The following is a 21,746-nucleotide window of genomic DNA, read 5'->3' as shown; positions in this document are numbered from 1 at the left end:
AAATGCCGCACAAAAGGCCTGATAGAAGACCGCACTCGATCACACCTCAGGAAGCGTCAAAAGCAACTTGCATCACGGGCGGCAACCATAGAAGGGGGCGCGGACCTGGCCGCCTGAGCCAAGAGAATGCGGGGGGCCTGCCGAAGGACCGGGCCTTTCACCGACCAAATGAACCTCGTCCCGCGATGCCGCAGGGCGCCAGAGGATACATCCCCCAATACGAAGGTCTTCAACCAAGAGCTTGCCCGCGAGGCTGATAGCGTTACGAGCATCAACAGGACAATCGGCTCCTGACGTTTGGGGCACCATCCCCCGCTCGCCATTCCCTTCCTTGCCCCGAATCCCGTCTTCGAGATCAACCCGCGAGGGGTCGGACTACGGGCGAGCCCGTGCCGCCGGGTGGATTCGGGGCATGCCCGAACGCACCCGGTGATGTCAGCCAGTCTTCGGGCCTGCGGGGCCCTGTCGCGCGGGGGATGGTCCCCCGCCTCCAAGACAGGAGCCAAACTGATGTCCCGCAAAGATGCTCACGCTTTCGCCGCCTCACTTGCCGCCACGCTCATGGTCTCGATCGTCGTCTTCCAGGCAGGGGATGGAACCTTCGGCGCTGTCCCCGCCGATGAAATCGACGGAGACGAGGTCGTGATCGTCTCGGAATACGATCCCTTCGGGTGAGGCTTTAGCCTCACTTCCCGAGAGCCCGGCACGGCGCAGGTGCGCCTCCGGGCCTGTCGCCGACCAGGTGATAGGAGGTGCCGATCTGAGGAATGCCGGTCTGCCCTCTGCGCAGATCATGGCGCGCAGAGGGCAAACCGGCCATCCGTCATTTCGATACATCGTCTTACGGTTGCAGCATGACTGACTGTCATTGGCTCCATCATGAACATATGGCTCCAGAATCGATACCTTGCTTCACACCGTAAAATCGCTTATCGACGATTTGCGAACACTATGGAAGCCAACGTGTCTCAGAACGATCATCTCGCAGAACTGGCCAAGGCGCTGGCTCATCCGGCCCGTCTTCGCATCCTTCGGCTTTTGCTGGCCACCCCCGGCTGCATCGGCGGTGACATCGTGGATGCTGTCGGCCTGGCACAGTCCACGGTGTCAGAGCACCTGCGCATCCTCAAGGCGGCGAGGATCATCTCGGGCGAGATCGACGGGCCGCGCGTGTGCTATGCGCTGAACCCCGATGCGCTGGCCCCGCTGGCGGAGTTCATCGCCAGCCTGACACCGCCCCCCGGCGATGCCTGTTGCGTTCCCATGTCAGAGGAAACCAAATGAGCCTCTTCGAACGCTGGCTGACCCTGTGGGTCGCCCTCTGCATCCTTGCGGGCCTTGTGCTGGGCAACCTCGCCCCCAGCCTGTTCGGTGTGCTGGCAGGTCTCGAATATGCCTCGGTCAACCTTGTGGTTGCCGTGCTGATCTGGGCAATGGTCTATCCGATGATGATTGCCATCGACTTTGGTTCGCTCAAGGAGGTCGGGCGGCGGCCGAAGGGCCTCGTCATCACCCTGGTGATCAACTGGCTGATCAAGCCCTTCACCATGGCTGCGCTGGCGGTGCTGTTCTTCAATCACCTGTTCGCCGGGCTGATCGACCCGACCAAAGGGCCGGAATACATCGCCGGGCTGATCCTGCTGGGTGCCGCGCCCTGCACGGCGATGGTGTTCGTCTGGTCGCAACTGACAAAGGGCGATCCGAACTACACGCTGGTGCAGGTCAGCGTGAACGACCTGATCATGGTGGTGGCCTTCGCGCCGATCGTGGCCTTCCTGCTGGGCGTGACGGACATCAACGTGCCGTGGGAAACGCTGATCCTGTCGGTCGTCCTCTACATCGTCATTCCGCTGATCGCAGGCTGGCTGACGCGGCGTGCTCTGATCACGCGGGGCCAGCCAGTCGAGACGTTTACCGCCCGGATCAAGCCTGCCTCGGTTGTCGGGTTGCTTGTGACCGTAATCCTGCTCTTCGGATTCCAAGGCCAAGTCATCATCGCCCAGCCCTTGCTGATCGCCCTGATCGCGGTGCCAATCATCATCCAGTCCTACGGCATCTTCGCGCTTGGCTATGCCTGGGCCTTTGTCTGGAGGCTGCCGCACAAGATGGCGGCTCCCTGCGCGCTGATCGGCACGTCGAACTTCTTCGAACTGGCGGTGGCGGTCGCCATCGGACTGTTCGGCCTCAATTCCGGCGCGGCGCTGGCCACGGTCGTGGGCGTTCTGGTGGAGGTGCCGGTGATGCTTTCCCTTGTCGCCTTCGCCAACCGCACCCGAGAAAGATTCCCTACATGAGCTTTCCCGTCGTCATCCACCACAATCCGGGCTGCGGCACCTCGCGCAATGTCCTCGGGATCATCCGCGCCGCCGGATACGAGCCAGTCGTCATCGGCTATCTCACCGAAGGCTGGACCCGCCCGCAGCTTCTGGCACTGTTCGCCGCCGCCGGAATCACCCCGCGCGAGGCGCTGCGCGTGGCCCGCACATCGGCAGAGGACCTGGGACTGACCGCCAAGGGTGTGACGGACGATCAGCTTCTGGACGCGATGGTAGCACATCCGATCCTCGTGAACCGGCCCATCGTCTGCACACCCAAGGGGGTGCGCCTGTGCCGCCCGTCCGAGGTAGTGCTGGACCTGCTCGACCGCCTGCCGCCCGGCCCGTTGGCCAAGGAGGACGGGCAGCTTATCATCGATGCCGAAGGAAACCGTCTTGTCTGATACCCCCAACATCGACGATGCACTGCTCCCAGGCACCGACCGCTGTCGGCTGTTCGGCGGCGCGTCATCGACCCACCCGCCGCGCATCCTGATCCTCTACGGCTCGCTCCGCACCCGCAGCTTCTCGCGGCTGGCGGCCGAGGAAGCGGCGCGCATCCTGAGCCGGCTCGGGGCGGAGGTCCGGTTCTTTAACCCCTCCGGCCTGCCTCTGGTCGATGACAGCGTAGATGCCAGCCATCCGAAGGTGCGCGATCTGCGGGATCTGGTCACCTGGTGCGAGGGGATGGTCTGGTCCAGCCCCGAACGCCACGGCGCCATGACCGGGCTGATGAAGACGCAGATCGACTGGATCCCGCTCTCCGAGGGCGCGGTTCGGCCGACGCAGGGCAAGACGCTGGCCGTCATGCAAGTCTCGGGCGGCTCGCAAAGCTTTAACGCGGTCAACCAGATGCGCGTCCTCGGCCGCTGGATGCGGATGCTGACGATCCCCAACCAGTCCTCGATCCCCAAGGCATTCCAGGAGTTTGACGAGGCCGGGCGGATGCGCCCATCGCCCCTCTACGACAGGATCGTCGATGTGATGGAGGAACTGGTCAAGTTCACCCTTCTGACCCGCGACCGGGCCGAATACCTCGTCGACCGTTACTCCGAGCGCAAAGAGACCGCCGATGCGCTGATGAAGCGGGTGAACCTGTCAGCCGCGACCTGAAGCGTGGCGAAGTGTCCCTTCCAGCGGCACGGCGGACGACAAAGTGTTCGAAATCGTTCCGTATTTCAGGATGTTGCGGTGCAGGAGATCAAGGCGCTGATCCGTCTCGGAACTTTCCACGACAATCTCGTAGCGGATCAGCGTCAGCTTCGGTGGCGCATCCTGCCGCACGGCCTCCAGCAGCACCTCGGCCCCATCGATCTGGAAATGCAGCATCGGCGTCACCCGCTCGATGCCTTTCAGCATGCAAGCGGCAAGCGCTGACAACAGCAGTTCAACCGGGTTCATCGCATCGCGCCGCCCCGCCAGATCGGTATCAAGCGTGATCTCGGCCTCCCTGGCTACGGCGAGGCTGCCATGGGCGTCAATGCGGCGGGCGTGGACGCGGTATTCCATCAGATTAGCTTTCCGATCTCTTCGGCACTGAGCACCTTGCCGGTCGAGACGACCTTTTCATCCACCACAAGTCCCGGCGTCGACATCACGCCATAGGCTGCAATTTCGGCGAAGTCGATGACCTTGACGATCTCGGCCTCCTTGCCCGCCGCCGCGGCGGCAGCCTTGGCGTTTTCGCCCAGGGCCACGCATTTCTTGCAGCCAGAGCCGAGGATCTTGATGATCATGGTGTAGTCCTTTCTCAGATGAACCAGTTGGAAATCGCGTTGAAGATCAGGCCAATCGCGAGGATGCCGACGGTCACGACGCCGGTGAAGGTGACGAGGAGCGGCATCTTCACCACCCGCTTGAGCATGATGAGCGAGGGCAACGACAAGGCCGTCACAGCCATCATGAAGGCCAACACCGTGCCAAGGCCCACACCCTTGCCGACCAGCGCCTCTGCAATCGGCAAGGTGCCGAAAATGTCCGCATACATCGGGATCCCCACAAACACCGCCACGGGGACTGACCACCACTTGTCCTGACCCAAGAGGGCAGAGATCATCTCGGCAGGCACCCAATTGTGGATCGCGGCGCCGATGCCGACGCCGATCAGCACGTAGGGCCAGACGCGGTGGACGACTTCGACTACCTGATCCTTTGCGAAAGTCAGACGCTCACCCTGTGTCATCGTTGCAGCCTCGCCCGCCACAGGTACGTTCCGGACGAAATCCGCCACCTGACCCTCCATCCCCAGGCGTCCGATGATCGTCCCGCCCACGATGGCCACCACAAGCCCCACTGCCACATAGGCAAGGGCAATCGGCCAGCTGAAGATCGAGGCCAGCAGGATGACTGAGGCGAGGTCCACCAGCGGCGAGGAGATCAGGAACGAGAAGGTCACCGCCAGCGGCAGGCCAGTGGCGGTGAAGCCAATGAACAAGGGGATCGACGAGCAGGAACAGAACGGCGTCAGCGTACCCAGCAGCGCCGCGAGCGTGTTGGCGCCAAGGCCCGACCTGCCACCCAGCATGGCGCGCGTCCGTTCAGGTGGGAAATGGCTTTGGACATACGAGATGGCGAAGATCAGCACCGAGAGCAGGATGAAGATCTTGATCACGTCATAGGCGAAGAACTGCACCGACCCGCCAAGCCGCGAGGCGGGGTCCAGACCGACAGCCGCAACGCCGGCGCCCACCAGATCGTTGAGCCAGGTCATCCGCAGCAACTGGTCGTTCAGCCAGCCGAAGACACTCATGCGACGGGCTCCATGACGATGACCTGTCGCTCCAGTGTCACTTCGAGCAAACGGACAAGCCGTGGCGACAGGTCCGGATTGATCCGGTAGCGCACCCACTGAGCATCGCGCCGATCCACCACAAGCCCTGCCTGCTTCAGCACCTGCATGTGCCGCGACATCCGGCTTTGGGTGGCTCCCAACTTCCGCATCAGCTCGCAGACACAGTGTTCCGAGCCGTCCGCCAGAAGGCGCAAAGCTTCTAGGCGGGTCGGTTCGGCCAAGGCAGACAGAACGGCTATGATCATCTCGCACACTCCCCTTCATGCGCATCTGCGCATGAGCAGGGGGTCGACGCCTTGATCTATGACAACCGCGCGACTCGATCATGGCGCGGCGACAATTGTCGATTAACGCCGTTCGTTTCTAACGTATGATTTACTTCGGAGCGTTCTGTAACTAAGCCAGAGCCGCCCCCTTATAATGCAGCCGCGACGACCGAAAAGTTGCTCTGCCCCTCCAGCAAAAGTCATGATTGAATGTCCGCTTCGGCCCGGACTTGACGGTACGCCTGGCGATCGCCGACGGTCTTGGTCGCTACGTCGCCGCATGACAGCTTCGAGCCCTTACCGCCCGGCTTTTCTCATCGGCTTAGGCTCACTAAAAGTTCTCCGAGTGCGATGGTGAACCCCTGATCTTCGGAAGAAGCACAGTTCAAGCCTCGACCATTCATCGCAGTCGCCAACGCAGCGCCATGGGTGAAGTCCACAAGTATGTCCCGCCACGGCTCCGTCCTGTGAGTTGGCAGGCCGATTTCGGCCAGAAGTGCAGAGATCTCTTTAGTGATCCGGTCTGCCTGCTGCGGAAAAACTATCGGTCGGCTGAAGATCAACATGGTCAGTGCCGGGTGGCGGAGCACCTGCGCATGGTAGGCCTTCAGGAGACCAGAAATCCGATCGATTGGAGTGCCGTCCACTGGTGCCGTGACCTGTGTATAAGCCACGTCCGATATTGCGCCGATCAACCCATCTCGTCCGCCGAAGTGATGATGGATCGTCATCGGGTTGATGCCGAGACGCTCAGCGAGGGCCCGCATCGTGAGGGCGTTCGCCCCCTCGCGATCCAGAAGATCGAGGGCGGCCTCAACGATGTCGTCGCGCGAGACAGGAGCTTCCGCCCGGGGCGGTCGACCCCGGGGCCGCTTCATGTTTCGACCCGGTAGCGGGACTGGACAAGTCCGGAGGGAAAGCTTTTCGTTCCTTCGAGGCGAAGCGAAATGTCCGAGCCGATCTTGCCGAACAACCGGCGTCCTTCACCAAGGAGCACCGGAACGCTCGTGATCACCATATCGGCGATCAAGCCAGCCCGAAGAAAGGACTGAATGAGAAGGCCGCCATCGACGTAAACCTTTCGATGTCCTTCAATCTCCAGCATTCGCATCGCCTCTTCGGGTGCTTTGTTCGCGACTCGGACCTTTTCGAGCAGGTCGTGCGTCAGATCGGACTGGGCCATGGTAGACGACAGGACAACCACAGGACGGGTGTAGGGCCAGGGTCTTGCGGCTCGCATTTTCTCGAACGTTCCGCGGCCCATCAGAATGATGTCGATATCCGCAATGAAGGCATCGTATCCATGGTCTTCATCGGGGTTGTCACGCTCCAGAAGCCAGGCGATATCGCCGTCGCTTCGAGCGATGAAGCCGTCCAGACTGGTGGCGATGAAAACATGTCCTGTGATCATTTCACACCTTTATTTATATATAGTATAATAAATGCCGGCGTGCGCCCCTCGTGTCAAGGCCAGTGTCCCAACGTTGGCAGGCTGACCTTTCGCCTGCGGTCGAGTGGATCCGGCGCCGAAAGTGAACGGTAGAATGGTCCGGACAGTGGAACTCATGCAGGAAGAACATGCTTCACCTTGCCGCGAAGGGCCGGTTCGCAGAAACTGTGGCGCAGCGATGGCCAGCCTCGTGAATGTCTGCTTCTCTAATTGGGTGTTTGGGTCAAGCTCGTTTTCCCTACTGGTTGGGACCATTGTCACTCATCCGGGTCACGCTTCTCGTCGCAGTCGGTTTGATGCCGCGCGGGGCATCGCTGCACGCATGTGTCGGATTGGTTGTGGAGAGACGCGCTTTCGAGGCGCAGCACACATTTTCGGCTTCATCCACGAACTTCGTCTGGTGAGGATGATCCCGTTCTGAGACACCGCGTGGTGCCTTGATGCTTCGCTTTCCCAGCAAGACACATGATGTCCTGTTCCCACGTCTGTTTGACGTTACATGATAGTCCCGGGATCGTGAGGAGGGGTAACCGCCTTCGCTGAGCACGTCCCCGGATGGATTCCGAAAAGAGTTAAGAGTTGTGCCGGTTTCCCGGTGATGGGTTGAGGGTTGGGAGAGTGGCTCCCGGCGCCTGTCACGGGAGATAGCCGATGAGCGTAGTGGAAGTTCTGGATCCGGTTCAGCCAGCGCGGGCAGGTGGTTGGAAAGTGGATGTGAATCGGGGTGAGCGGAACGGGCGGGTGTCGTCCGAATGGTTCAACCGGCCGGATGACGAGCGGTATCTTTCGCTCGATGACCTTTGGGCCTCGGTGAAGAGGCGGTCCGAGCGGAGCCGGTCGCGCGTGGTGGAGACGGCCGATATCCGGGTCGAAGCCACGCGCGACAGTGCCGAGCGGCTGCACCTAGTCCTGCCGAAAGCGCATGAACCCGTCGCACCCACGCACTGGGCCTTCGGTCAGCTCGCCAGCATCGTTGGCGCTCCGGCCTCCTACCTGCGGCAGCTGCCCGCGCCGCTGGCGGGGATCAACCTGCAGTATGGCCTCAACAATCACCGTGCCGAGCAGCTGAAGACCTTCGAGACCGAGGACGGCCGCATCGAACTTCGCGCGGTCACCGGCCCCGACTATGGCCGCATCCATGACCATGAACTGGTCGAGGCCGTGCAGCGCATCGCGGGCAATGGCACCGGCGATACGCGCTGGAAAGTGCCGGGCGTGCTCGACTGGTCGACCGGGGTCTACAACCCCGATGTCGAGATCAGCCGCGACACGACCACGCTCTATGCCTCGGACCGCGACGTCTTCCTGTTCCTGGTCGACGATCACAACCCGATTGAGGCGGGCCGGCTGCCCGACGGCTCGCCGGACCTCTACTTCCGGGGCTTCTATTGCTGGAATTCCGAGGTTGGGGCGAAGACCCTCGGCATGGCGAGCTTCTACCTGCGGGCTGTGTGCCAGAACCGGAACATTTGGGGGCAGGAAGAGTTTCAGGAAATCACCATCCGCCACTCGAAGTATGCGGCCTCCCGCTTTGCCCATGAGGCGGCCCCGGCGCTGACGCGGTTTGCCAATTCCTCGCCGCAGGGCTTCGTGAATGGCATCAAGGCCGCGCGGCAGCAGATCGTGGCGCGGACGGATGAGGACCGGGACAACTTCCTGAGGAAACGCGGCTTCTCGAAAGCCGAGTCCAGCAAGATCATCGAGAAGGTGCTGATGGAAGAGGGCCGCCCACCGGAAAGTATCTTTGACTTCGTGCAGGGCATCACGCGGCTTGCGCGCGACAAGACCCAGCAGGATGCCCGTCTCGACATGGAAGGCCGCGCCAAGAAGCTGCTCGACCGCGTCGGCTGATCTTTGTGCCGGGGCAGGGGGCCGTCTCGGCCCTCTGTCAACCCGCCCCCCCTCCGTCCCTCCCTTCCCGGCACTTCTGCCACTGCAGTACGCTGTGGCAAGCTGAAGTTGCATGGGATCAGCTCATGAGCATTCCATGACACGCTTCACTGAACACACCACCGCATTCCCGCCGCGCCGCACCGGTCGGATCGAACTGACCGCTTCGGAACAGGTCACGATCTTTGCCGCGCGCGAAATTCTGTCGCGCCACATCAACCGCAACCCAGTCCTGACCTCCTGGGCTATTGTGCCTTGTCGGTTGTTGGCGAGGTCGAGCGGTTTCACGTCCTGTACCTCGACCGCAAGAACCGGCTCATCTCCGACGAACGTCTTGGCACCGGCACCGTCGATCATGTGCCGGTCTATCCGCGCGAGGTCGTCAGGCGCGCATTGGATCTCAATGCCTCGGCTTTGATCCTGGTTCACAACAATCATCCCTCGGGTGATCCCGAGCCGTCGGAGGCCGATATTGCCATGACGAAGGAGGTTCAGAAGACCTGTCAGGCCCTCGGTCTCATCTTGCATGACCACATCATCGTCGGGGCAGGCCGGGAAGTCAGCCTGCGCGGTCGGGGGGATTTCTGATGACCGGCCCTGGCGCAGCGGCCGCGTGGGTCAGAGGGAGAGAAGGGCAGGGGGTTTTCGACGGGTTGGAAGTCGAGAGAGAGGCACTCGGCGCCCGTCGGGAGATCGGTCCGATGACCAATATGCAGAAAATCACCCTCGCGTCCTCGCGGGATATCCCCTTCCACAACCTGGTTCTGAGCCAGTCCAACGTCCGGCGCGTGAAAGCCGGTATCTCGGTCGGCGAACTGGCCGAATCCATCGCCCGCCGCGGGCTGATCCAGAGCCTGCACGTCCGTCCGGTCATCGGCGAAGATGGGGCCGAGACCGGCAAGTTCGAAGTGCCCGCTGGCGGCCGCCGTTACCGCGCGCTGGAACTGCTGGTGAAGCAAAAGCGCCTGGCCAAATCGGCCCCGGTGCCCTGCATCGTCAGCTCCGCCGATGATGGCGTGCTGATCGATGAAGTCTCACTGGCCGAGAACATCGAGCGGTCGCCGCTGCATCCTCTGGACCAGTTCCGCGCCTTCCAGGCGATGCGCGAGAAGGGCATGACCGAAGAAGCCATCGCGGCGGCCTTCTTCATCGATGCCAAGGTGGTGAAGCAGCGCCTGCGCCTCGTCGCCGTCGCGCCGGTGCTCCTCGAAGTCTACGCCGCCGATGAGATGACGCTGGAACAGCTGATGGCGTTCACCGTCTCCAGCGATCACGCACGTCAAGCGCAGGTCTGGGAGGCGGTAAAAAATTCCTGGTCGAAAGAACCCTACCAGATCCGCCGCATGCTGACGGAAGGGTCTGTGCGGGCCTCTGACAAGCGCGCCCGGTTCCTCGGGCTCGATGCCTATGAGGCCGCGGGCGGCTTCGTCCTGCGCGACCTCTTCCAGCAGGATGATGGTGGTTGGCTGCAAGACTCTGTGCTGCTTGAACGCCTTGTTGGCGAGAAGCTGAAGGCGGAAGCCGAGGCCATCGCTGGCGAGGGCTGGAAATGGATCGAGGTCGCCGTGGGCTTTCTCTATGGACACACCATGGGCCTGCGCGAACTCCTGGGCACCACGGTCGATCTGACGAACGAGGAGCGGGCAACCCGAGAGGCGCTGCGTGACGAATACGACCGGCTGGAGGCCGAATATGCCGAGGCCGAGGACCTGCCCGAAGAGGTCGATCAGCGCTTGGGCGAAATCGAACGTCAGCTCAGCGCCTTTGATAGCCGCCGGATGGCCTTCGATCCCGATCAGATCGGCAGTGCAGGGGCCTTCGTCAGCATCGACAGCGGCGGCAGTTTGCTGGTTGAACGCGGGTTTGTTCGGCCCGAGGATGAAGCGCGCGTAGAGCCGCTGGGCGATGCGGGTGACGTTGGCGCGGATGGCACCGAGCCGATGGACCCCGGGACCGGCGAACGCCCTGCTCCGGTGATCAGCATGGCTGGTGAAACGCGCCCGCTGGAGGAGGATGAGGACGAAGGCGATACGATCAAGCCGCTGCCGGAGCGTCTCGTCATCGAACTGACCGCACATCGCACCCTGGCGCTGCGCGATGCCGTCGCCAACAACCCGCGCATCGCGATGACGGCGCTTCTGCACAAGTTGGTAACGGATTGCTTCGTCTCTCGCGCCTCCGGGGCCGCGCTTGAAGCCAATGTGCGCGACATCCACTTGGCCGTGCAGTCCGCAGATCTTGCCGACAGCTTTCCGGCCCAGAACATCGACACCCGCCACGCCGGTTGGAAGGCGGACATGCCGCTGGGGCAGGGGGATGATGTGCTCTGGAACTGGCTGCATGCGCTGGATGAGGCGAGCCGGCAGGCGCTCCTCGCCCATTGCCTCAGCTTCGGGGTGAACGCGCTCTACGAGCGTCCCAACCCCTACAGCGGCATGGGGATCAGCCAGCACGGTCTCGATCGCCGTCTGCGCGAGGCGGATCGTCTGGCCCGTACCACGGGGCTCGATCTCGTCGAGGCGGGCTGGAAGCCGACGGTCGCCAACTACCTCGGCCGCGTCACCAAGAGCCGCATCCTGGAAGCCGTGCGCGAAGGGGTGGGCGAAAGTGCGGCGCAGTTGATCGACCACCTGAAGAAGGGCGACATGGCGCGTGAGGCTGAACGGCTCCTCGACGGCTCCGGCTGGCTGCCCGAGCCGCTGCGGCTGGACGACCCCGATGCGGCTGCCGCTCCGGTGCAGGACGTCGGCAGCGATGAGCTTCCCGCCTTCCTCACGGAAGACGACGAGGCGCATCCCGAAGACGAGGAGAAGCGTCGGCACCTGATCGCGGCAGAATGACCTGGAACGGGGTGGCTTCGGTCACCCCGTTTTTTCATGCGGGCGGATCGAGAGCGAATGCTTCATGCCAGCCGTTCGGCGTAGCGCGTCTTAACGGCCCGATTGATGAACTGGTTCAGCCCATCTCCCGCCCGCGCCAGCACGATCATCCGGTCGATATTGGCTTGCCCGGCCGACCGCGATGTGTAGCGGTAGACCGCACCGTCTTTGAAGGCGACATCCATATGCGTCGAGCCAATCTCATAGGCTCGGATGCCGGAATCCTGGTCCCAATCACGATATGGAGTCATGCTGTCCCGCTTCACAAAATGTAGAGGTAGCATAGGGTGGGTTCTTGTTTCGTTCAAGCTCGGGTGAGGATGCCGCGGCCCCGGTTTTCGACAGGCCTTTGCTGGGCGATCATCGGCGCGGCGGTGAGTGGGGCAGGGCGACCAGGGCACATGTCCCGCCGTTGGTGTGCCCCCGAGTTGGGCGGAAGTGGTGGCGACCGCAGCCCTGATCGGTCAGCATCTTGGCCCAATCGCGGCCAGCTCGTTCGAGTATCGAGTTCTTGCTCTGCCAACGGTGGGCAGACCTGAACCCGGAGGAATGACGAATGTCGCGAGGCAGCAGGGCAGGGGAAGCGCACGCAGGCCTGGCGGTCTGCGTTGGTTCTCATCGCCTGTGGTGCCAGTCCTGTCTCTCCTGACGGGCCTTCAGGGTCGCCTTGATCTCCTCTCCCCCGTCTGTCCCAGACCGCGTCCAAACGGCCTCTGTTGATGGGCTGATCTGCCCGAAGGACGTCTTCGTCTCGACCGCTTAGGCGCAACAGCGTCGTCACAACTTTCTTCCCCTGTCGGCAGAGCCGCCATTCCTCGCGCGGCAAGAAAGTTCCTCCTGTGCTGTCCAGCCCTCCGAGACGGAGGGTGCGCCATCGGTCGCCTCCGGGCCGTCGATCGCCATCGAGGCCGCAAGGACGCGAGCTTGGATCACAGAGAAAACGGAGAAAGACCATGGCGACCATCGGCACCTTCAAGAAGACCGGCACCGAATACACCGGCGAAATCTTCACCCTCAGCCTGCAGGCCAAGGGCGTGCGCCTCGTCTCCGACCTGCGGGCCTCGGGCGAGAACGCCCCCTCCCACCGGGTCCTGGTCGGCCGCGCCGAGATCGGCGCCGCCTGGACGAAGAAATCGAACGAGGGCCGCGCATACCTGGGCCTGAAGCTGGACGATCCGAGCTTCGCGGCACCGATCTACGCCAACCTCTTCGATGACGAAGACGGCGAGGGCGCGAGCCTCATCTGGTCCCGCCCCAACACCCGCCGCGGCGACTGATCGCCAAGACAAAGGCCCCGGTCGAAAGACCGGGGCCGATGGCGCGGTCTTTGCAGGCAAGACCCGATCTGCTGCCGAACGGCGCCGTCAGGTCGCGCGCGGACCTATCCGGCATCCTTGGCGAGCGCCGCAGAGCGCTCACTGGCTATTCCAAGCACCTGGTCTTGGAGGATCCGCGCAGAAGCAGTTGCGGCGGCAAAGGCCGGCAGGCGAACTGCCTCGACCGCCGTCCTGAGGCTTGTCGTAAGCTCGGCGATGGCGGCCTCTGCAGAACTCTGTTGCAGGCCGATCGTCCTGGCCAGCGTCATGAAGTCGCCTCGCGTCAGCCTGTCGTCCTTGCCGTTCAGCTTCAGCGCCATGCGGTCGCCGCTGAGGCCAGGGAAGACCCGCGTCGTCACTGCGTCATAGAGCGGCGCGAACCGGACCGACGTGAAGGTCTTTGCGCTGGCGTCGGCAATCTTCAGCAGCGCAACATTCTTGAGATGCATGTCGCCGTCTGCAATCAGCCAAGCGAAGACGGCGCGGCGGAAGAGGTTCTCGAGGTCAGCCATCGGATCGGTCGACAAGGGTCGCAGACCACGCGCCATGCGCTCTATCGTGCCATCGTATTTCGCTGAAGCAGGCAGATCGAGAACCGAACAGAAGTCTTCGAGGACGAAACGGCGCTGATCCTCCACGCCGCGGCGAATGTCGAACCGCTCCACGACAAGGGCCGGCGACATGCCATCCGGCATCGCAACCAGCGCCACCTCGGCCACCGCGAAACCTGCCGCCCGACCAAGTTCCAGGCAGAGCCATTCCACGACCGGCAGCAGCTCAAACCCGGCTGTTCCCGCGGGTTTCAGGATGTGCGTGAAGGGTAGATCGATGGCGGGCAAAAGGGCTCCGTTGGCCGCAAGGTACATGGGGGCCTTGATCTGAACGCCGGACAGACGTGGCGTCTCCGCCCGAGCGTAGATCTTCGCAAGGTTCTGCTCGAAACTCTCTTCGAGGACGCCACGCGTCGGGCCCTTATAGGAACCGTTGAACTGTCCCGCTTTGACGTAGTCGCTCAGCGGGGTTGCAAGGATGTCCGGCGGCAGTTTCGATGCGTCCTCGCCTGCCGGAACGACCGTGATGTTCGACATATAGCGCTGTCCGCGGCGCAGCGCCTCGCGGTCATCACGCTCTTTCAGCACTTGGGCGAGCCAGCCTTCCGGCAGCAGGGACTCGATGAAAGCGGGGAGTTTCCCCGGCGTGGTTTCGCGGACAAGCACAGGTCCCGTGCGCCGGGCCGGCTTCCAGCGCCATTCGAAACCGTCATGGGCCAGTCGTCCAAGCGGTTCGCCATGCCAGGCGACCTGAAGGTCAAGTGCTGCCTTGTTGGCCGCGGGTTTGGCAGCTCCGGGCTGGGCGAGCAGATAGCGCTCGGCCCCCTCACCTTCACGATACCAGGCGTTTTCGCGGGCCAGCGCCCAAACCGCATCGGCAGCCTCCCTTGGAGCGCCATGTTCGTCGATGAGGCGCGCTGCCATCTGCGCCCGCATCTCGGCGGTGATGGCGCCGGCATGTTCGCTGCGCAGCCGGAAGGCTTCGAGGAACCGCTGGCGAGGTGAAGAGACAGGGATGCGTAGCTCCCCCATGTCATCGCCGATGATCGCCAAAGCAGTCGAGGGATGCGAAGGTGCCTCGTTCTGCACTATCTCGAGCCCGCGAAGTCGTGTGCGCTGGTTGCGTCGGCCGCTGACGAACAGCCGGCCATCCGGCGTTGGTGCCAAGAGGGCCGCGCTCGCCGAGGACAGGTAGGCGTTAGGATACAGATAGTGCGCGATGCGGACCGCATGGCTCATGACGGCGGTGTCAACATCGACGTCGTGGTCCACGTAGACGCCGCGGACCAGTTGAACGATGTCGCCGGCCTGAGCGCGCAGATGGGCGCTCTTGGCATCGAGCGTCTCGCCAACCAGATGGATCGCCATAGGATTTTCCCGCATTTCAGATGCGTGAAAATTCCACAGTCAGGTATCAAAGACAAGAATTATCTCGCATCTCACATGCGCGATAGTTCCAAAGCCGCAAGCTGGACGACACATTGCACATCCCGGTCAGGCCGGAGGGAACGCGGTGCCGAAGGGTTCGGCGCTTCGACCTCGTGCCAGGGATTTCCAGGTGGCGGGCTGGCCCGCCCGTATTCATCAACTGCGGCAGCACGCTGCCATTCCTTCCCGGCCTGAACCGTGCTGATCGCAGGTGACCCGCATGGCATCAAGGCTGGCGAGCGGTGGGCATCCACAGTCGGGGCAGGGGGTCCAGTCCCCGGGTCAAAGCCCCATCCCCCGCTTCCATTCGCTGTCCTTGGTCTGATCCGTCTCTTTGACACTCAACCCCAGAGGGGTCGGCTACGCGAGCGTGCCGCCCTCGCGGATTCGAACGAGTCGAACGCACGAGGGTGATTGCAGATCCGGTCAGACACTTCGGGCGCCTGGTCAGCGCGGGGGATGGTCCTCCGCCCCCAGGAAGACAGGTGCCGACCCCATGTCCAAGAAGGATGCCACCGCTTACGCCGCCAGCCTCGCCGCCACGCTGATGGTCGCGATCACCGTGTTTCAGGCCGGGGACGGCACGCACGGCGCGATGCCGTCCGATGAATACGATGGCGACGAGGCGCTCGTCGCCCTGGAAATAGATCCCTGGCAATGAGGCGCGCAAGCGCCTCACTCCCCTTCCGGGCCGCGCCCCTCCAGCGCGCCCGTTCGGGGGAAGCGGCGCCGAACCGACGGGTCCGGCAAGGGAGAGGTCGAGACGGGGGCGGGCAGGGAGAGCCCGCCGGGGAAGAGAGAGCAGCGGCGGGCTTGCCCTTCATCCGCTCTCCCGGAGATCCCGACATGACAATTCACCTTCCCGGCCGCGCTGCGGCTGCCGCCGAGATCGCGCCAGACCTGGCGCGGATCATGGCCGAACAGGCCGAACGTGAGGCTGCCGAAGTGGCTCTGCACGCAAGGAACAAGGAGGTTCTGTTCGACGGGCTGCGCCTCGTCGGCATCGCCCATGTCCTCGTCAGCTTCGACGGGTCGGGCGACAGCGGGCAGATCGAAAGCATCGACGCCCGCAGCGACCTTGATGCCAGCGTCAAGCTGCCCGCCACTCAGATCACCTTTGCCGGCATCGACTGGCAGTCTGGGGCACCGACCGAACGCCGTCTGACGCTCGAAGGTGCCGTCGAGGAACTGGTCTACGACCTTCTCTCTGACACCCACTCCGGCTGGCAGGATAACGACGGCGCCTATGGCGAGTTCTGCGTCGATGCCCGCGCCCGGACCATCCACCTCGAGTTCAACGAACGGTTCACCTCGTCCGAACTCTACACCCATGATTTCTGAGGGGGCGGCGATGGCACATCCATACCACCACGCGCTCTCCTCGGTGAAGAAATGGGGCGGCTCGGTCGAGGACTATCTCGCCCTTCACGAGTTTTTCGACGCCTCGAAACTCATCCTGGCGGACTTCCGGCATCGGGCGCTGCGTCATCATGCCGAGGGGATTTTCCTGTTGGAGCAGATCCACGGCAAGACCCTGACCCTGTCCACCGGCCGGGTTATCCCGACCCGTTGGGTGGGCGAGCAGCATGTCCGCGAGGATCTGGGTTTCATTCCGAGCTTTGCCGACTGGGCGCGATCGATCCGGGCAGAACCCTGGATGGGCCGGACCCAGAAGATCGAGGCCGAGGTCGATCCGCACTTGGCACTGCCCGTGCTGGAGATCCGCTGAGATGAGCCGGGCCTATCTGCACCTTGGCGTGCCGCCGCAGGCGTCGAACCTCACCGTCCTGCGCACGGCGCTCCGTCGGCTGCATCCCGACACGCTCGCGGTCCGCAGCTGGCGCGAGGCGCGCAAGCGTTACTACCGCGAGATGCTGCAAGCCCATGCCGCGGCGCAGGCCGCAGCCGAACGCCCTCAACCCTCGGAAGTGGGCTGATCTCCTCCCCACCGCACCCCATCCCGACCCGGTCCTCTGGACCGGGTTTCTCATCCTGAAAGGAGCCTATCGTGGCTGATTATTTCACACAATTCTCCTGCACCCTAGATGCAGGCACTCCCGAAAAGGCCATCTCTGCGCTCGATCTTTTCCTGCGCTTGCGTGAGGAAGACGAGGCCTCGGACGATCCGGAGTTCTCGGGCTTTGCGCTGTCACTGCAGGATGGCCCGGGCAGCTCCGACCTCTGGTTCCATGACGACGGGCAGGGTGACGTCGAAGGCGTCATCCGCTTCGTGCTGCGTCTTGCGGAGGATCTCGACCTCACCGGCCTCTGGGGCTTCGACTACTCCCACTCCTGTTCCCGGCCGAGGCTTGAGGCATTTGGTGGCGGCGCCCATGTCATCGACCTCAGCGCCCGCAAGAGCATCGGCTGGGTAAGCACCCATGAATGGCTGACCGCCGCCCTGAACGGCGACGACGTGGACGCGGTGGAGGCGCTGGTCGCATGAACACTGCCGTTGCCACCCCAACGCCCGCTTCCTTCCCCGTCCCGGAATTCGGTCGCAGTACCGCCGGTTTTGCAGTCGCCTGCATCGGCGATGCCGCCTATGCCATGATCCCCAAAGCCAAGGGTGGCCATTTCCTCGGCAGCGGCTGGCGGCTGACGAAACCGCTGTCGGACTGGAAACGGTCCGATTTCTACGGCCATGGCGGTGATCTCGCCGATGAGGCCGCGTTCCGCGCCTTTGTCGAAGAACAGGCCGAACATCAGGGCGAGAAGGCCACCCTTGGTCGTCGGGAGTTCCGCGCCCACGCCAACACGCCCTGGGGACCGTCGCAGGGAGCGGTCCGCTATGGCGAGGGCGTGGTGTTTCACACTACCTCCGGTCATGGCGGCTTCCAACTTGCAGCGGATCGCAATGCAAAGGTTCCTCCGCTCCTGCGCGAGCCTGGCGGCTGGTACGAGGAAGACTCCGCCTGGGCGGCCGTGGCTGTCGCCTGGCCCGACCTCTTCACAGGGTTCGAGCGGCGGCAGGCCGAAGAAACCCTGCGGAACAGCTGGCCGGATGCCTGGGAGGCGATCCATGGGCGAAAGCTCAAGCCCGGCGAGTCCCATGTGCGTGACGGCGAGGCTTTCGCCCGCGACCATGCGGAAAACTGGGTGGTGATCTCGGCGATCTATTCGGACCAGCAGCCCGGTTTCACCGAAGTCGTCGCCACGCGTGGCGGGCGTCGGGATCCCCAAGCCGAAGAGCGCCGCTTCCTTGTCCGCTCCGGGGATTGCAAGGTCGGCCGCTTCGGCTTCGTCATCGATGAAGCGCGCCATGTCGTCTATGACGGCCGGTCGAGCTTCATCGGCTGGCGGGGCAGGGCAGGGGGGTGACGAACCGGAAGGCGGGTGCCTGGTGTGCGGTCGGACACCCGCCAGAGGCAGAGGCGGGGGGATAGGGTCCGTGACGGGTCAACAGGTGGGAGGAGGTCTCCCGCCGCCCGTCGCGGAGTGACCCTGATGACCGCCCCCATTTCCCAGACCGCCTTCCGCGGCCCGCGCGACATCTTCGTTGGTGGGGCCTTGGCCCAGTTGCGCCTCGCGACCCGCCTGCCGCTGCGGGTCAGCTGCCAGTGCCGCGCGCATTGGGACGCCCCGGCGCTCGATCAGCTGCGCTTCGAGCGCGACGTGGAACTCGGCACCTTCGGCGACCTCGCATCCGCGATGGCCAAAGCCGCTACTTCCGTCGCGTCCGGTCTGATCGCTGCGGATCGCGACCCCGATCTGCGGATGGTGCCGCAGTTTGTCACTGTCCTCGATGCCGACCACTACCTCGTGCTGGCGGGCGAGGTGAAGGCGGACGGGATCGCCTGGTACACGCCAGTGGCCAGTGATGCTGAGGCGCGGAGCGTGGTCAGCGAGGCGTGCCACCTGCGGTCCGAGGCACGGGCGGCGGTGGGCGCCGGAAATCCGACTGGGGCGGATGCGCTGATCGTTCGGGCACGTGCGCTGGAAGGCCGTCTCGTCGATCCCTTCTGGCGCGACCTCGCCCGGAGCCTCATGGGCCACGCGCATGCCATCTGACCTTCTCCTTTCCGGACTTTACCCCGTTTCCGCCACCGCGTCGCGCCAAAGAGGGCTTTTCTTATGCCGGCACTGATCACCACCACCGTCTACCGCCTCGATGAACTTGATCAAGGTGCGAAGGACAAGGCCCGTGCCTGGTATCGCGAGGGCGGCTTCGACCATGACTGGTACGACGCCGTCTACGAGGATTTCCAGCGCATCGCGGAAATCCTCGGCATCCGAGTGAGAACCCGCACCGTCCGTTTGGTTGGCGGGCGGATACGCCAGGACCCCTGCATCTGGTTCACCGGCTTCTCGTCCCAGGGTGACGGCGCTGCCTGGGAGGGCTTCTGGTCTTACCGGAAGTCTGCGGCTGCCGATCTCCGTGCCTATGCGCCTCAAGATAAGATCCTTCATGGCATCGCCGAACGACTGCAGGCGGCACAGCGGCAGAACTTCTACCAGCTTCACGCCGAGGTCGCCCATCGTGGCACCTATTGCCATGCCTACAGCATGGCCATCGAGGTATGCCGCAACAGTCCGGTTGCACAGGAGATCGCCGGGGATGCCGAGTCCGTTGTCACCGAAGCGCTGCGCGATCTGGCCAACTGGCTCTATCGCCAGCTGGAACAGGAATACGACCATCTGACCTCAGACGAGTCGGTCGATGAGATGCTGTTGATCAACGGCTACACCTTCACCGAGGAGGGGCGGCAGTTCGGATAGAGGCGGGCCGCTCCGTCGCTCTTGCGGAATATCCAGAATATCTGTATATTCTGGACAAATGGAGGTCCCGGTATGCATGAGCTTCCCGAGTTCAAGGCTGCAGACCTGACGCGGCACACCAGCGAGCTGTTCGATGCGGCGATCCGGTCGCCGATTGCCATCACCAAGCATCGCAAGCCGAAATTCGTGCTGATGAGTATGGATCAATACCAACAGCTCGCCCGGGGTGCGACCCAGCAGGTTCACATGCTGGATGAGATGCCTGACGATTTGAAGGCCTTGATGATTGAAGGGCTGGAGCAGGACATGAACCAGGATGGCGAATAGGCCCAGCCCCGGCGAGGTGTTCCGCTACCCGTTCCTCTGGAAGCGGGAAGAACTCTCCGGCGAAACCGAAGGTCGCAAGAAGCGTCTCGTTTGCATCGCGGTGACTGTCGCGAGGCAGGATGGCGAGACCGTGGTCTTCATCCTGCCGATCACGACGCAGCCGCCGCAGCCCGCGCGCCACGCCATCGAAGTGCCGGAAATCGAGTCGCGGCGCGTCGCTCTGGAAGCCTATGTGCGCAAATGGATCATGCTTGACGAGGTCAGCACCGACATCGTCGAACGCTCCTATGTCTGGGATGATCGCAAGCCGCTTGGCGCATTTAGCCCGGCCTTCACGGCCAAGATTCGCGCCACGCTCCTGGCGCTTGCCAGGGCCGGGGCAGCAAAGCTCGTGGATCGCATGAAGTAATCGGTGGAGGTCTACTGACCTCACCGGTTCCCGTCGATCCACTTCGACATCAGCGCGCGGTCGCGGAAGCATTCATCCGGCACCGCGCGGCGCTTGATCCGCGCGAGCCGCTCGGCAAAGGCCACCTGCTTCGACGTCGGCTGGCCAGAGTCGGAGGGTTTCAGCTTCGCCTGCGCCTCGATCCAGGCGCTGAGCAAGCGGCGGTCCTGTTGGACCTCCCAAGGCAGAAGGCTCTGGTTCCGAAGCGCCAGCGACCGCGCATAGGCGATCTGGCGTTCGGTGGCGGGCAGGGCGAAAGGGGCAGCATCCATGATGGGTCTCCCATGCGGATCGTAGCCCTCAGTATAGAACATATAGGGAACAAAGTCAACTCCACGCCCGTGAAAGAGCGAGAGTTGGGTCGGAAATCCGGGGCGTTCGGGCGGGTCGAGAGAGCCGCCAGTACGTGTCTTTCACCCCTGATCAAGAGGATTTCCGATGACCGACGCTGCCTCCACCCTGAAACCCGCGACCCTCGTGCCCGAAGCGCGCCGCATGGCCTTCCTGCCCGCCCTCTTCAGCCCCGCGCTGATGCTGATCGGTGAGCGGGCCGTCTATCAGTTCATGTCCTGGCTGGCCCCGGATGACTACACCGGCGGCCTCTGGCATTTTCACGAGCGGGATGGCCGGCCCCTGTTCCTGTCGCCCGCCGCCGATAAGCGCTTCCGCATCTTCTGCGAGACCAACGGCTATATGGGCGAGGTTTCGGCAGAGGCTGCCGGGGTCATCGCCACTCTCTTTGCCCTGTCGCATCTGTCGTTCCGGCACGAAGCCGATCAGCTGTCGGAAGCCTATATGCGGCTTTACGAGTTCGCGGGCGAGCATCCCGAGGTGGGCGAGATCTTCAAGGCGATCGACTGACACTGGGCGGCGCCGATCTGACTGGCACCTCGCAATTCTGTGGCACCCTTCGGCGGTTTCGTCGGGGGGGGTGTTTGCATTTCGCGGATACAACTGGCTCAGGCTGGACATTCGGCGCAGACGCACTGTCCCGTGTCGTCGGCTGTTTCACGGCACGACGTCCCCGGCTTTTGACCCACCATTGCCAAGCGAACATCGGCGCAGCAGTGAGTAGGGCAGGGGACCAGGGCATACTCCGTGCCGTCTGTTTCTCACCGAATTGATCGGGGGAACAGGAGACCGCAGCCTGGATGGGCCAGCATCTTGGCCCAATCGCGGCCGCGTCATTCGAGGATCGTCTGTTGCTCTGCCCTCTGCGGGCAGACCAGAAACCAAGGGGGCGGCGAATGCCGCGAGACAGCAGGGCAGATGGAATGGTTGCCGCCCTCCCCAAACGGCATCGCGATGTGCCAAGATTGTGGTGTTCAGAGCCACAAAACGGAGAGGACGGCATATAATGGATACT

General features: G+C 63.4%; 28 protein-coding genes and 1 pseudogene. 20 read left to right on the top strand and 9 right to left on the bottom strand.

Going from position 1 to position 21,746, the window contains the following annotated elements; translation table 11 throughout:
* Positions 1-510: 510 nt before the first annotated feature.
* The 5 genes from IE126_RS24135 (at position 511) to arsH (ending at position 3,428) form a co-directional block, all read left to right on the top strand.
* Entirely contained in the window at positions 511-675 is a 165-nt protein-coding gene (locus tag IE126_RS24135) for a hypothetical protein (protein ID WP_007803240.1), read from the top strand.
* Between the two features lie 288 nt (positions 676-963).
* Positions 964-1,284 carry an ArsR/SmtB family transcription factor gene (locus IE126_RS24130; RefSeq protein ID WP_229825869.1) on the top strand — a complete coding sequence of 107 codons (321 nt, stop codon included), beginning with the start codon at positions 964-966 and terminating at the stop codon, positions 1,282-1,284.
* Positions 1,281-2,294 carry an ACR3 family arsenite efflux transporter gene (gene arsB, locus IE126_RS24125; RefSeq protein WP_189382771.1) on the top strand — a complete coding sequence of 338 codons (1,014 nt, stop codon included), beginning with the start codon at positions 1,281-1,283 and terminating at the stop codon, positions 2,292-2,294. The genes IE126_RS24130 and arsB overlap by 4 nt, the downstream gene beginning before the upstream one ends.
* On the top strand, positions 2,291-2,719 hold the full coding sequence (gene arsC, locus IE126_RS24120) for an arsenate reductase (glutaredoxin) (protein WP_189382769.1): 429 nt from the start codon (positions 2,291-2,293) through the stop codon (positions 2,717-2,719). The genes arsB and arsC overlap by 4 nt, the downstream gene beginning before the upstream one ends.
* On the top strand, positions 2,712-3,428 hold the full coding sequence (gene arsH / locus IE126_RS24115; protein WP_407646093.1) for an arsenical resistance protein ArsH: 717 nt from the start codon (positions 2,712-2,714) through the stop codon (positions 3,426-3,428). The genes arsC and arsH overlap by 8 nt, the downstream gene beginning before the upstream one ends.
* Here the strand turns inward: arsH and IE126_RS24110 are convergent.
* The 6 genes from IE126_RS24110 to IE126_RS24085 all read right to left on the bottom strand — a co-directional run bounded on the left by IE126_RS24110 (position 3,414) and on the right by IE126_RS24085 (position 6,783).
* Complete coding sequence (locus IE126_RS24110) at positions 3,414-3,824, bottom strand: OsmC family protein (RefSeq protein WP_229825868.1); 411 nt, start codon at positions 3,822-3,824, stop codon at positions 3,414-3,416. The genes arsH and IE126_RS24110 overlap by 15 nt on opposite strands.
* Complete coding sequence (locus IE126_RS24105) at positions 3,824-4,051, bottom strand: thioredoxin family protein (RefSeq protein WP_189382765.1); 228 nt, start codon at positions 4,049-4,051, stop codon at positions 3,824-3,826. The genes IE126_RS24110 and IE126_RS24105 overlap by 1 nt, the downstream gene beginning before the upstream one ends.
* A 14-nt stretch (positions 4,052-4,065) precedes the next feature.
* A complete protein-coding gene (locus IE126_RS24100; protein WP_189382763.1) occupies positions 4,066-5,064 on the bottom strand; it encodes a permease in 999 nt (332 codons plus the stop codon).
* A complete protein-coding gene (locus tag IE126_RS24095; RefSeq protein ID WP_189382762.1) occupies positions 5,061-5,351 on the bottom strand; it encodes an ArsR/SmtB family transcription factor in 291 nt (96 codons plus the stop codon). The genes IE126_RS24100 and IE126_RS24095 overlap by 4 nt, the downstream gene beginning before the upstream one ends.
* Positions 5,352-5,686: 335 nt before the next feature.
* On the bottom strand, positions 5,687-6,250 hold the full coding sequence (locus IE126_RS24090) for a TetR/AcrR family transcriptional regulator (protein WP_189382761.1): 564 nt from the start codon (positions 6,248-6,250) through the stop codon (positions 5,687-5,689).
* Positions 6,247-6,783 carry a dihydrofolate reductase family protein gene (locus IE126_RS24085; RefSeq protein WP_189382760.1) on the bottom strand — a complete coding sequence of 179 codons (537 nt, stop codon included), beginning with the start codon at positions 6,781-6,783 and terminating at the stop codon, positions 6,247-6,249. The genes IE126_RS24090 and IE126_RS24085 overlap by 4 nt, the downstream gene beginning before the upstream one ends.
* Before the next feature lie 690 nt (positions 6,784-7,473).
* Between IE126_RS24085 and IE126_RS24080 the strand changes: the two genes are divergently transcribed.
* The 3 genes and pseudogenes from IE126_RS24080 to IE126_RS24070 all read left to right on the top strand — a co-directional run bounded on the left by IE126_RS24080 (position 7,474) and on the right by IE126_RS24070 (position 11,552).
* Positions 7,474-8,673, top strand: a complete 1,200-nt coding sequence (locus tag IE126_RS24080; RefSeq protein ID WP_189382759.1) for a DUF932 domain-containing protein — start codon at positions 7,474-7,476, stop codon at positions 8,671-8,673.
* Positions 8,674-8,809: 136 nt separating this feature from the next.
* A pseudogene (locus IE126_RS26440) lies at positions 8,810-9,300 on the top strand (JAB domain-containing protein).
* A 113-nt stretch (positions 9,301-9,413) separates the two neighbouring features.
* Complete coding sequence (locus tag IE126_RS24070) at positions 9,414-11,552, top strand: ParB/RepB/Spo0J family partition protein (RefSeq protein WP_189382757.1); 2,139 nt, start codon at positions 9,414-9,416, stop codon at positions 11,550-11,552.
* A gap of 62 nt (positions 11,553-11,614) precedes the next feature.
* Here the strand turns inward: IE126_RS24070 and IE126_RS24065 are convergent, their stop codons facing one another.
* Positions 11,615-11,842, bottom strand: coding sequence for a hypothetical protein (locus tag IE126_RS24065; protein ID WP_189382755.1), 228 nt, complete (start codon positions 11,840-11,842; stop codon positions 11,615-11,617).
* 702 nt (positions 11,843-12,544) lie between these two features.
* On the opposite strand from IE126_RS24065, the gene IE126_RS24060 reads away from it, so the two are divergent.
* Positions 12,545-12,868: a DUF736 domain-containing protein gene (locus tag IE126_RS24060; RefSeq protein ID WP_189382753.1), complete on the top strand. Its 324-nt coding sequence runs from the start codon at positions 12,545-12,547 to the stop codon at positions 12,866-12,868.
* 104 nt (positions 12,869-12,972) lie between these two features.
* On the opposite strand, the gene IE126_RS24055 is transcribed toward IE126_RS24060, so the two are convergent.
* Entirely contained in the window at positions 12,973-14,826 is a 1,854-nt protein-coding gene (locus IE126_RS24055) for a type II toxin-antitoxin system HipA family toxin (protein ID WP_189382752.1), read from the bottom strand.
* Positions 14,827-15,382: 556 nt separating this feature from the next.
* Between IE126_RS24055 and IE126_RS24050 the strand changes: the two genes are divergently transcribed.
* The 10 genes from IE126_RS24050 to IE126_RS24005 all read left to right on the top strand — a co-directional run bounded on the left by IE126_RS24050 (position 15,383) and on the right by IE126_RS24005 (position 20,341).
* Entirely contained in the window at positions 15,383-15,547 is a 165-nt protein-coding gene (locus tag IE126_RS24050) for a hypothetical protein (RefSeq protein ID WP_168775702.1), read from the top strand.
* A gap of 185 nt (positions 15,548-15,732) precedes the next feature.
* Entirely contained in the window at positions 15,733-16,227 is a 495-nt protein-coding gene (locus tag IE126_RS24045; protein ID WP_189382750.1) for a DUF6878 family protein, read from the top strand.
* Between the two features lie 10 nt (positions 16,228-16,237).
* Positions 16,238-16,615, top strand: a complete 378-nt coding sequence (locus IE126_RS24040; RefSeq protein ID WP_189382748.1) for a DUF6915 family protein — start codon at positions 16,238-16,240, stop codon at positions 16,613-16,615.
* A 1-nt stretch (position 16,616) separates the two neighbouring features.
* Positions 16,617-16,823, top strand: a complete 207-nt coding sequence (locus IE126_RS24035) for a hypothetical protein (RefSeq protein ID WP_189382746.1) — start codon at positions 16,617-16,619, stop codon at positions 16,821-16,823.
* A 71-nt stretch (positions 16,824-16,894) separates the two neighbouring features.
* Positions 16,895-17,332, top strand: coding sequence for a hypothetical protein (locus IE126_RS24030; RefSeq protein WP_189382744.1), 438 nt, complete (start codon positions 16,895-16,897; stop codon positions 17,330-17,332).
* Positions 17,329-18,207 (top strand): DUF7007 domain-containing protein, encoded by an 879-nt coding sequence (locus tag IE126_RS24025; protein ID WP_189382742.1) that lies wholly within the window; start codon positions 17,329-17,331, stop codon positions 18,205-18,207. The genes IE126_RS24030 and IE126_RS24025 overlap by 4 nt, the downstream gene beginning before the upstream one ends.
* 126 nt (positions 18,208-18,333) lie before the next feature.
* Positions 18,334-18,897, top strand: a complete 564-nt coding sequence (locus IE126_RS24020) for a hypothetical protein (protein ID WP_119136628.1) — start codon at positions 18,334-18,336, stop codon at positions 18,895-18,897.
* A 63-nt stretch (positions 18,898-18,960) separates the two neighbouring features.
* Complete coding sequence (locus IE126_RS24015) at positions 18,961-19,605, top strand: antitoxin of toxin-antitoxin stability system (protein WP_189382740.1); 645 nt, start codon at positions 18,961-18,963, stop codon at positions 19,603-19,605.
* 72 nt (positions 19,606-19,677) lie between these two features.
* Entirely contained in the window at positions 19,678-19,932 is a 255-nt protein-coding gene (locus tag IE126_RS24010) for a type II toxin-antitoxin system prevent-host-death family antitoxin (protein ID WP_119136626.1), read from the top strand.
* A complete protein-coding gene (locus tag IE126_RS24005) occupies positions 19,922-20,341 on the top strand; it encodes a hypothetical protein (protein WP_229825866.1) in 420 nt (139 codons plus the stop codon). Before IE126_RS24010 ends, IE126_RS24005 begins: the two co-directional genes overlap by 11 nt.
* A 20-nt stretch (positions 20,342-20,361) precedes the next feature.
* Here the strand turns inward: IE126_RS24005 and IE126_RS24000 are convergent, their stop codons facing one another.
* Complete coding sequence (locus IE126_RS24000) at positions 20,362-20,652, bottom strand: hypothetical protein (RefSeq protein WP_119136625.1); 291 nt, start codon at positions 20,650-20,652, stop codon at positions 20,362-20,364.
* Between the two features lie 166 nt (positions 20,653-20,818).
* Here IE126_RS24000 and IE126_RS23995 point away from each other — a divergent pair, with 166 nt between their 5' ends.
* Positions 20,819-21,241 (top strand): antirestriction protein, encoded by a 423-nt coding sequence (locus IE126_RS23995; protein ID WP_119136624.1) that lies wholly within the window; start codon positions 20,819-20,821, stop codon positions 21,239-21,241.
* Positions 21,242-21,746 lie beyond the last annotated feature (505 nt).

The sequence above is a fragment of the Gemmobacter nanjingensis genome, from assembly GCF_014652195.1.
Taxonomy (GTDB): domain Bacteria; phylum Pseudomonadota; class Alphaproteobacteria; order Rhodobacterales; family Rhodobacteraceae; genus Gemmobacter; species Gemmobacter caeni.
The sequence above is the reverse complement of the archived record's forward strand: the minus strand, read 5'-3'. Positions and strand labels throughout refer to the sequence as shown.

Excerpts from the sequence above, each read along its gene's own strand:
- IE126_RS24135 (WP_007803240.1), top strand. The coding sequence starts at position 511 with ATGTCCCGCAAAGATGCTCACGCTTTCGCCGCCTCACTTGCCGCCACG.
- arsB (WP_189382771.1), top strand. The coding sequence starts at position 1,281 with ATGAGCCTCTTCGAACGCTGGCTGACCCTGTGGGTCGCCCTCTGCATC.
- arsC (WP_189382769.1), top strand. The coding sequence starts at position 2,291 with ATGAGCTTTCCCGTCGTCATCCACCACAATCCGGGCTGCGGCACCTCG.
- IE126_RS24110 (WP_229825868.1), bottom strand. The coding sequence starts at position 3,824 with ATGGAATACCGCGTCCACGCCCGCCGCATTGACGCCCATGGCAGCCTC.
- IE126_RS24105 (WP_189382765.1), bottom strand. The coding sequence starts at position 4,051 with ATGATCATCAAGATCCTCGGCTCTGGCTGCAAGAAATGCGTGGCCCTG.
- IE126_RS24100 (WP_189382763.1), bottom strand. The coding sequence starts at position 5,064 with ATGAGTGTCTTCGGCTGGCTGAACGACCAGTTGCTGCGGATGACCTGG.
- IE126_RS24095 (WP_189382762.1), bottom strand. The coding sequence starts at position 5,351 with ATGATCATAGCCGTTCTGTCTGCCTTGGCCGAACCGACCCGCCTAGAA.
- IE126_RS24090 (WP_189382761.1), bottom strand. The coding sequence starts at position 6,250 with ATGAAGCGGCCCCGGGGTCGACCGCCCCGGGCGGAAGCTCCTGTCTCG.
- IE126_RS24085 (WP_189382760.1), bottom strand. The coding sequence starts at position 6,783 with ATGATCACAGGACATGTTTTCATCGCCACCAGTCTGGACGGCTTCATC.
- IE126_RS24080 (WP_189382759.1), top strand. The coding sequence starts at position 7,474 with ATGAGCGTAGTGGAAGTTCTGGATCCGGTTCAGCCAGCGCGGGCAGGT.
- IE126_RS24070 (WP_189382757.1), top strand. The coding sequence starts at position 9,414 with ATGACCAATATGCAGAAAATCACCCTCGCGTCCTCGCGGGATATCCCC.
- IE126_RS24065 (WP_189382755.1), bottom strand. The coding sequence starts at position 11,842 with ATGACTCCATATCGTGATTGGGACCAGGATTCCGGCATCCGAGCCTAT.
- IE126_RS24060 (WP_189382753.1), top strand. The coding sequence starts at position 12,545 with ATGGCGACCATCGGCACCTTCAAGAAGACCGGCACCGAATACACCGGC.
- IE126_RS24055 (WP_189382752.1), bottom strand. The coding sequence starts at position 14,826 with ATGGCGATCCATCTGGTTGGCGAGACGCTCGATGCCAAGAGCGCCCAT.
- IE126_RS24050 (WP_168775702.1), top strand. The coding sequence starts at position 15,383 with ATGTCCAAGAAGGATGCCACCGCTTACGCCGCCAGCCTCGCCGCCACG.
- IE126_RS24045 (WP_189382750.1), top strand. The coding sequence starts at position 15,733 with ATGACAATTCACCTTCCCGGCCGCGCTGCGGCTGCCGCCGAGATCGCG.
- IE126_RS24040 (WP_189382748.1), top strand. The coding sequence starts at position 16,238 with ATGGCACATCCATACCACCACGCGCTCTCCTCGGTGAAGAAATGGGGC.
- IE126_RS24035 (WP_189382746.1), top strand. The coding sequence starts at position 16,617 with ATGAGCCGGGCCTATCTGCACCTTGGCGTGCCGCCGCAGGCGTCGAAC.
- IE126_RS24025 (WP_189382742.1), top strand. The coding sequence starts at position 17,329 with ATGAACACTGCCGTTGCCACCCCAACGCCCGCTTCCTTCCCCGTCCCG.
- IE126_RS24020 (WP_119136628.1), top strand. The coding sequence starts at position 18,334 with ATGACCGCCCCCATTTCCCAGACCGCCTTCCGCGGCCCGCGCGACATC.
- IE126_RS24015 (WP_189382740.1), top strand. The coding sequence starts at position 18,961 with ATGCCGGCACTGATCACCACCACCGTCTACCGCCTCGATGAACTTGAT.
- IE126_RS24010 (WP_119136626.1), top strand. The coding sequence starts at position 19,678 with ATGCATGAGCTTCCCGAGTTCAAGGCTGCAGACCTGACGCGGCACACC.
- IE126_RS24005 (WP_229825866.1), top strand. The coding sequence starts at position 19,922 with ATGGCGAATAGGCCCAGCCCCGGCGAGGTGTTCCGCTACCCGTTCCTC.
- IE126_RS24000 (WP_119136625.1), bottom strand. The coding sequence starts at position 20,652 with ATGGATGCTGCCCCTTTCGCCCTGCCCGCCACCGAACGCCAGATCGCC.
- IE126_RS23995 (WP_119136624.1), top strand. The coding sequence starts at position 20,819 with ATGACCGACGCTGCCTCCACCCTGAAACCCGCGACCCTCGTGCCCGAA.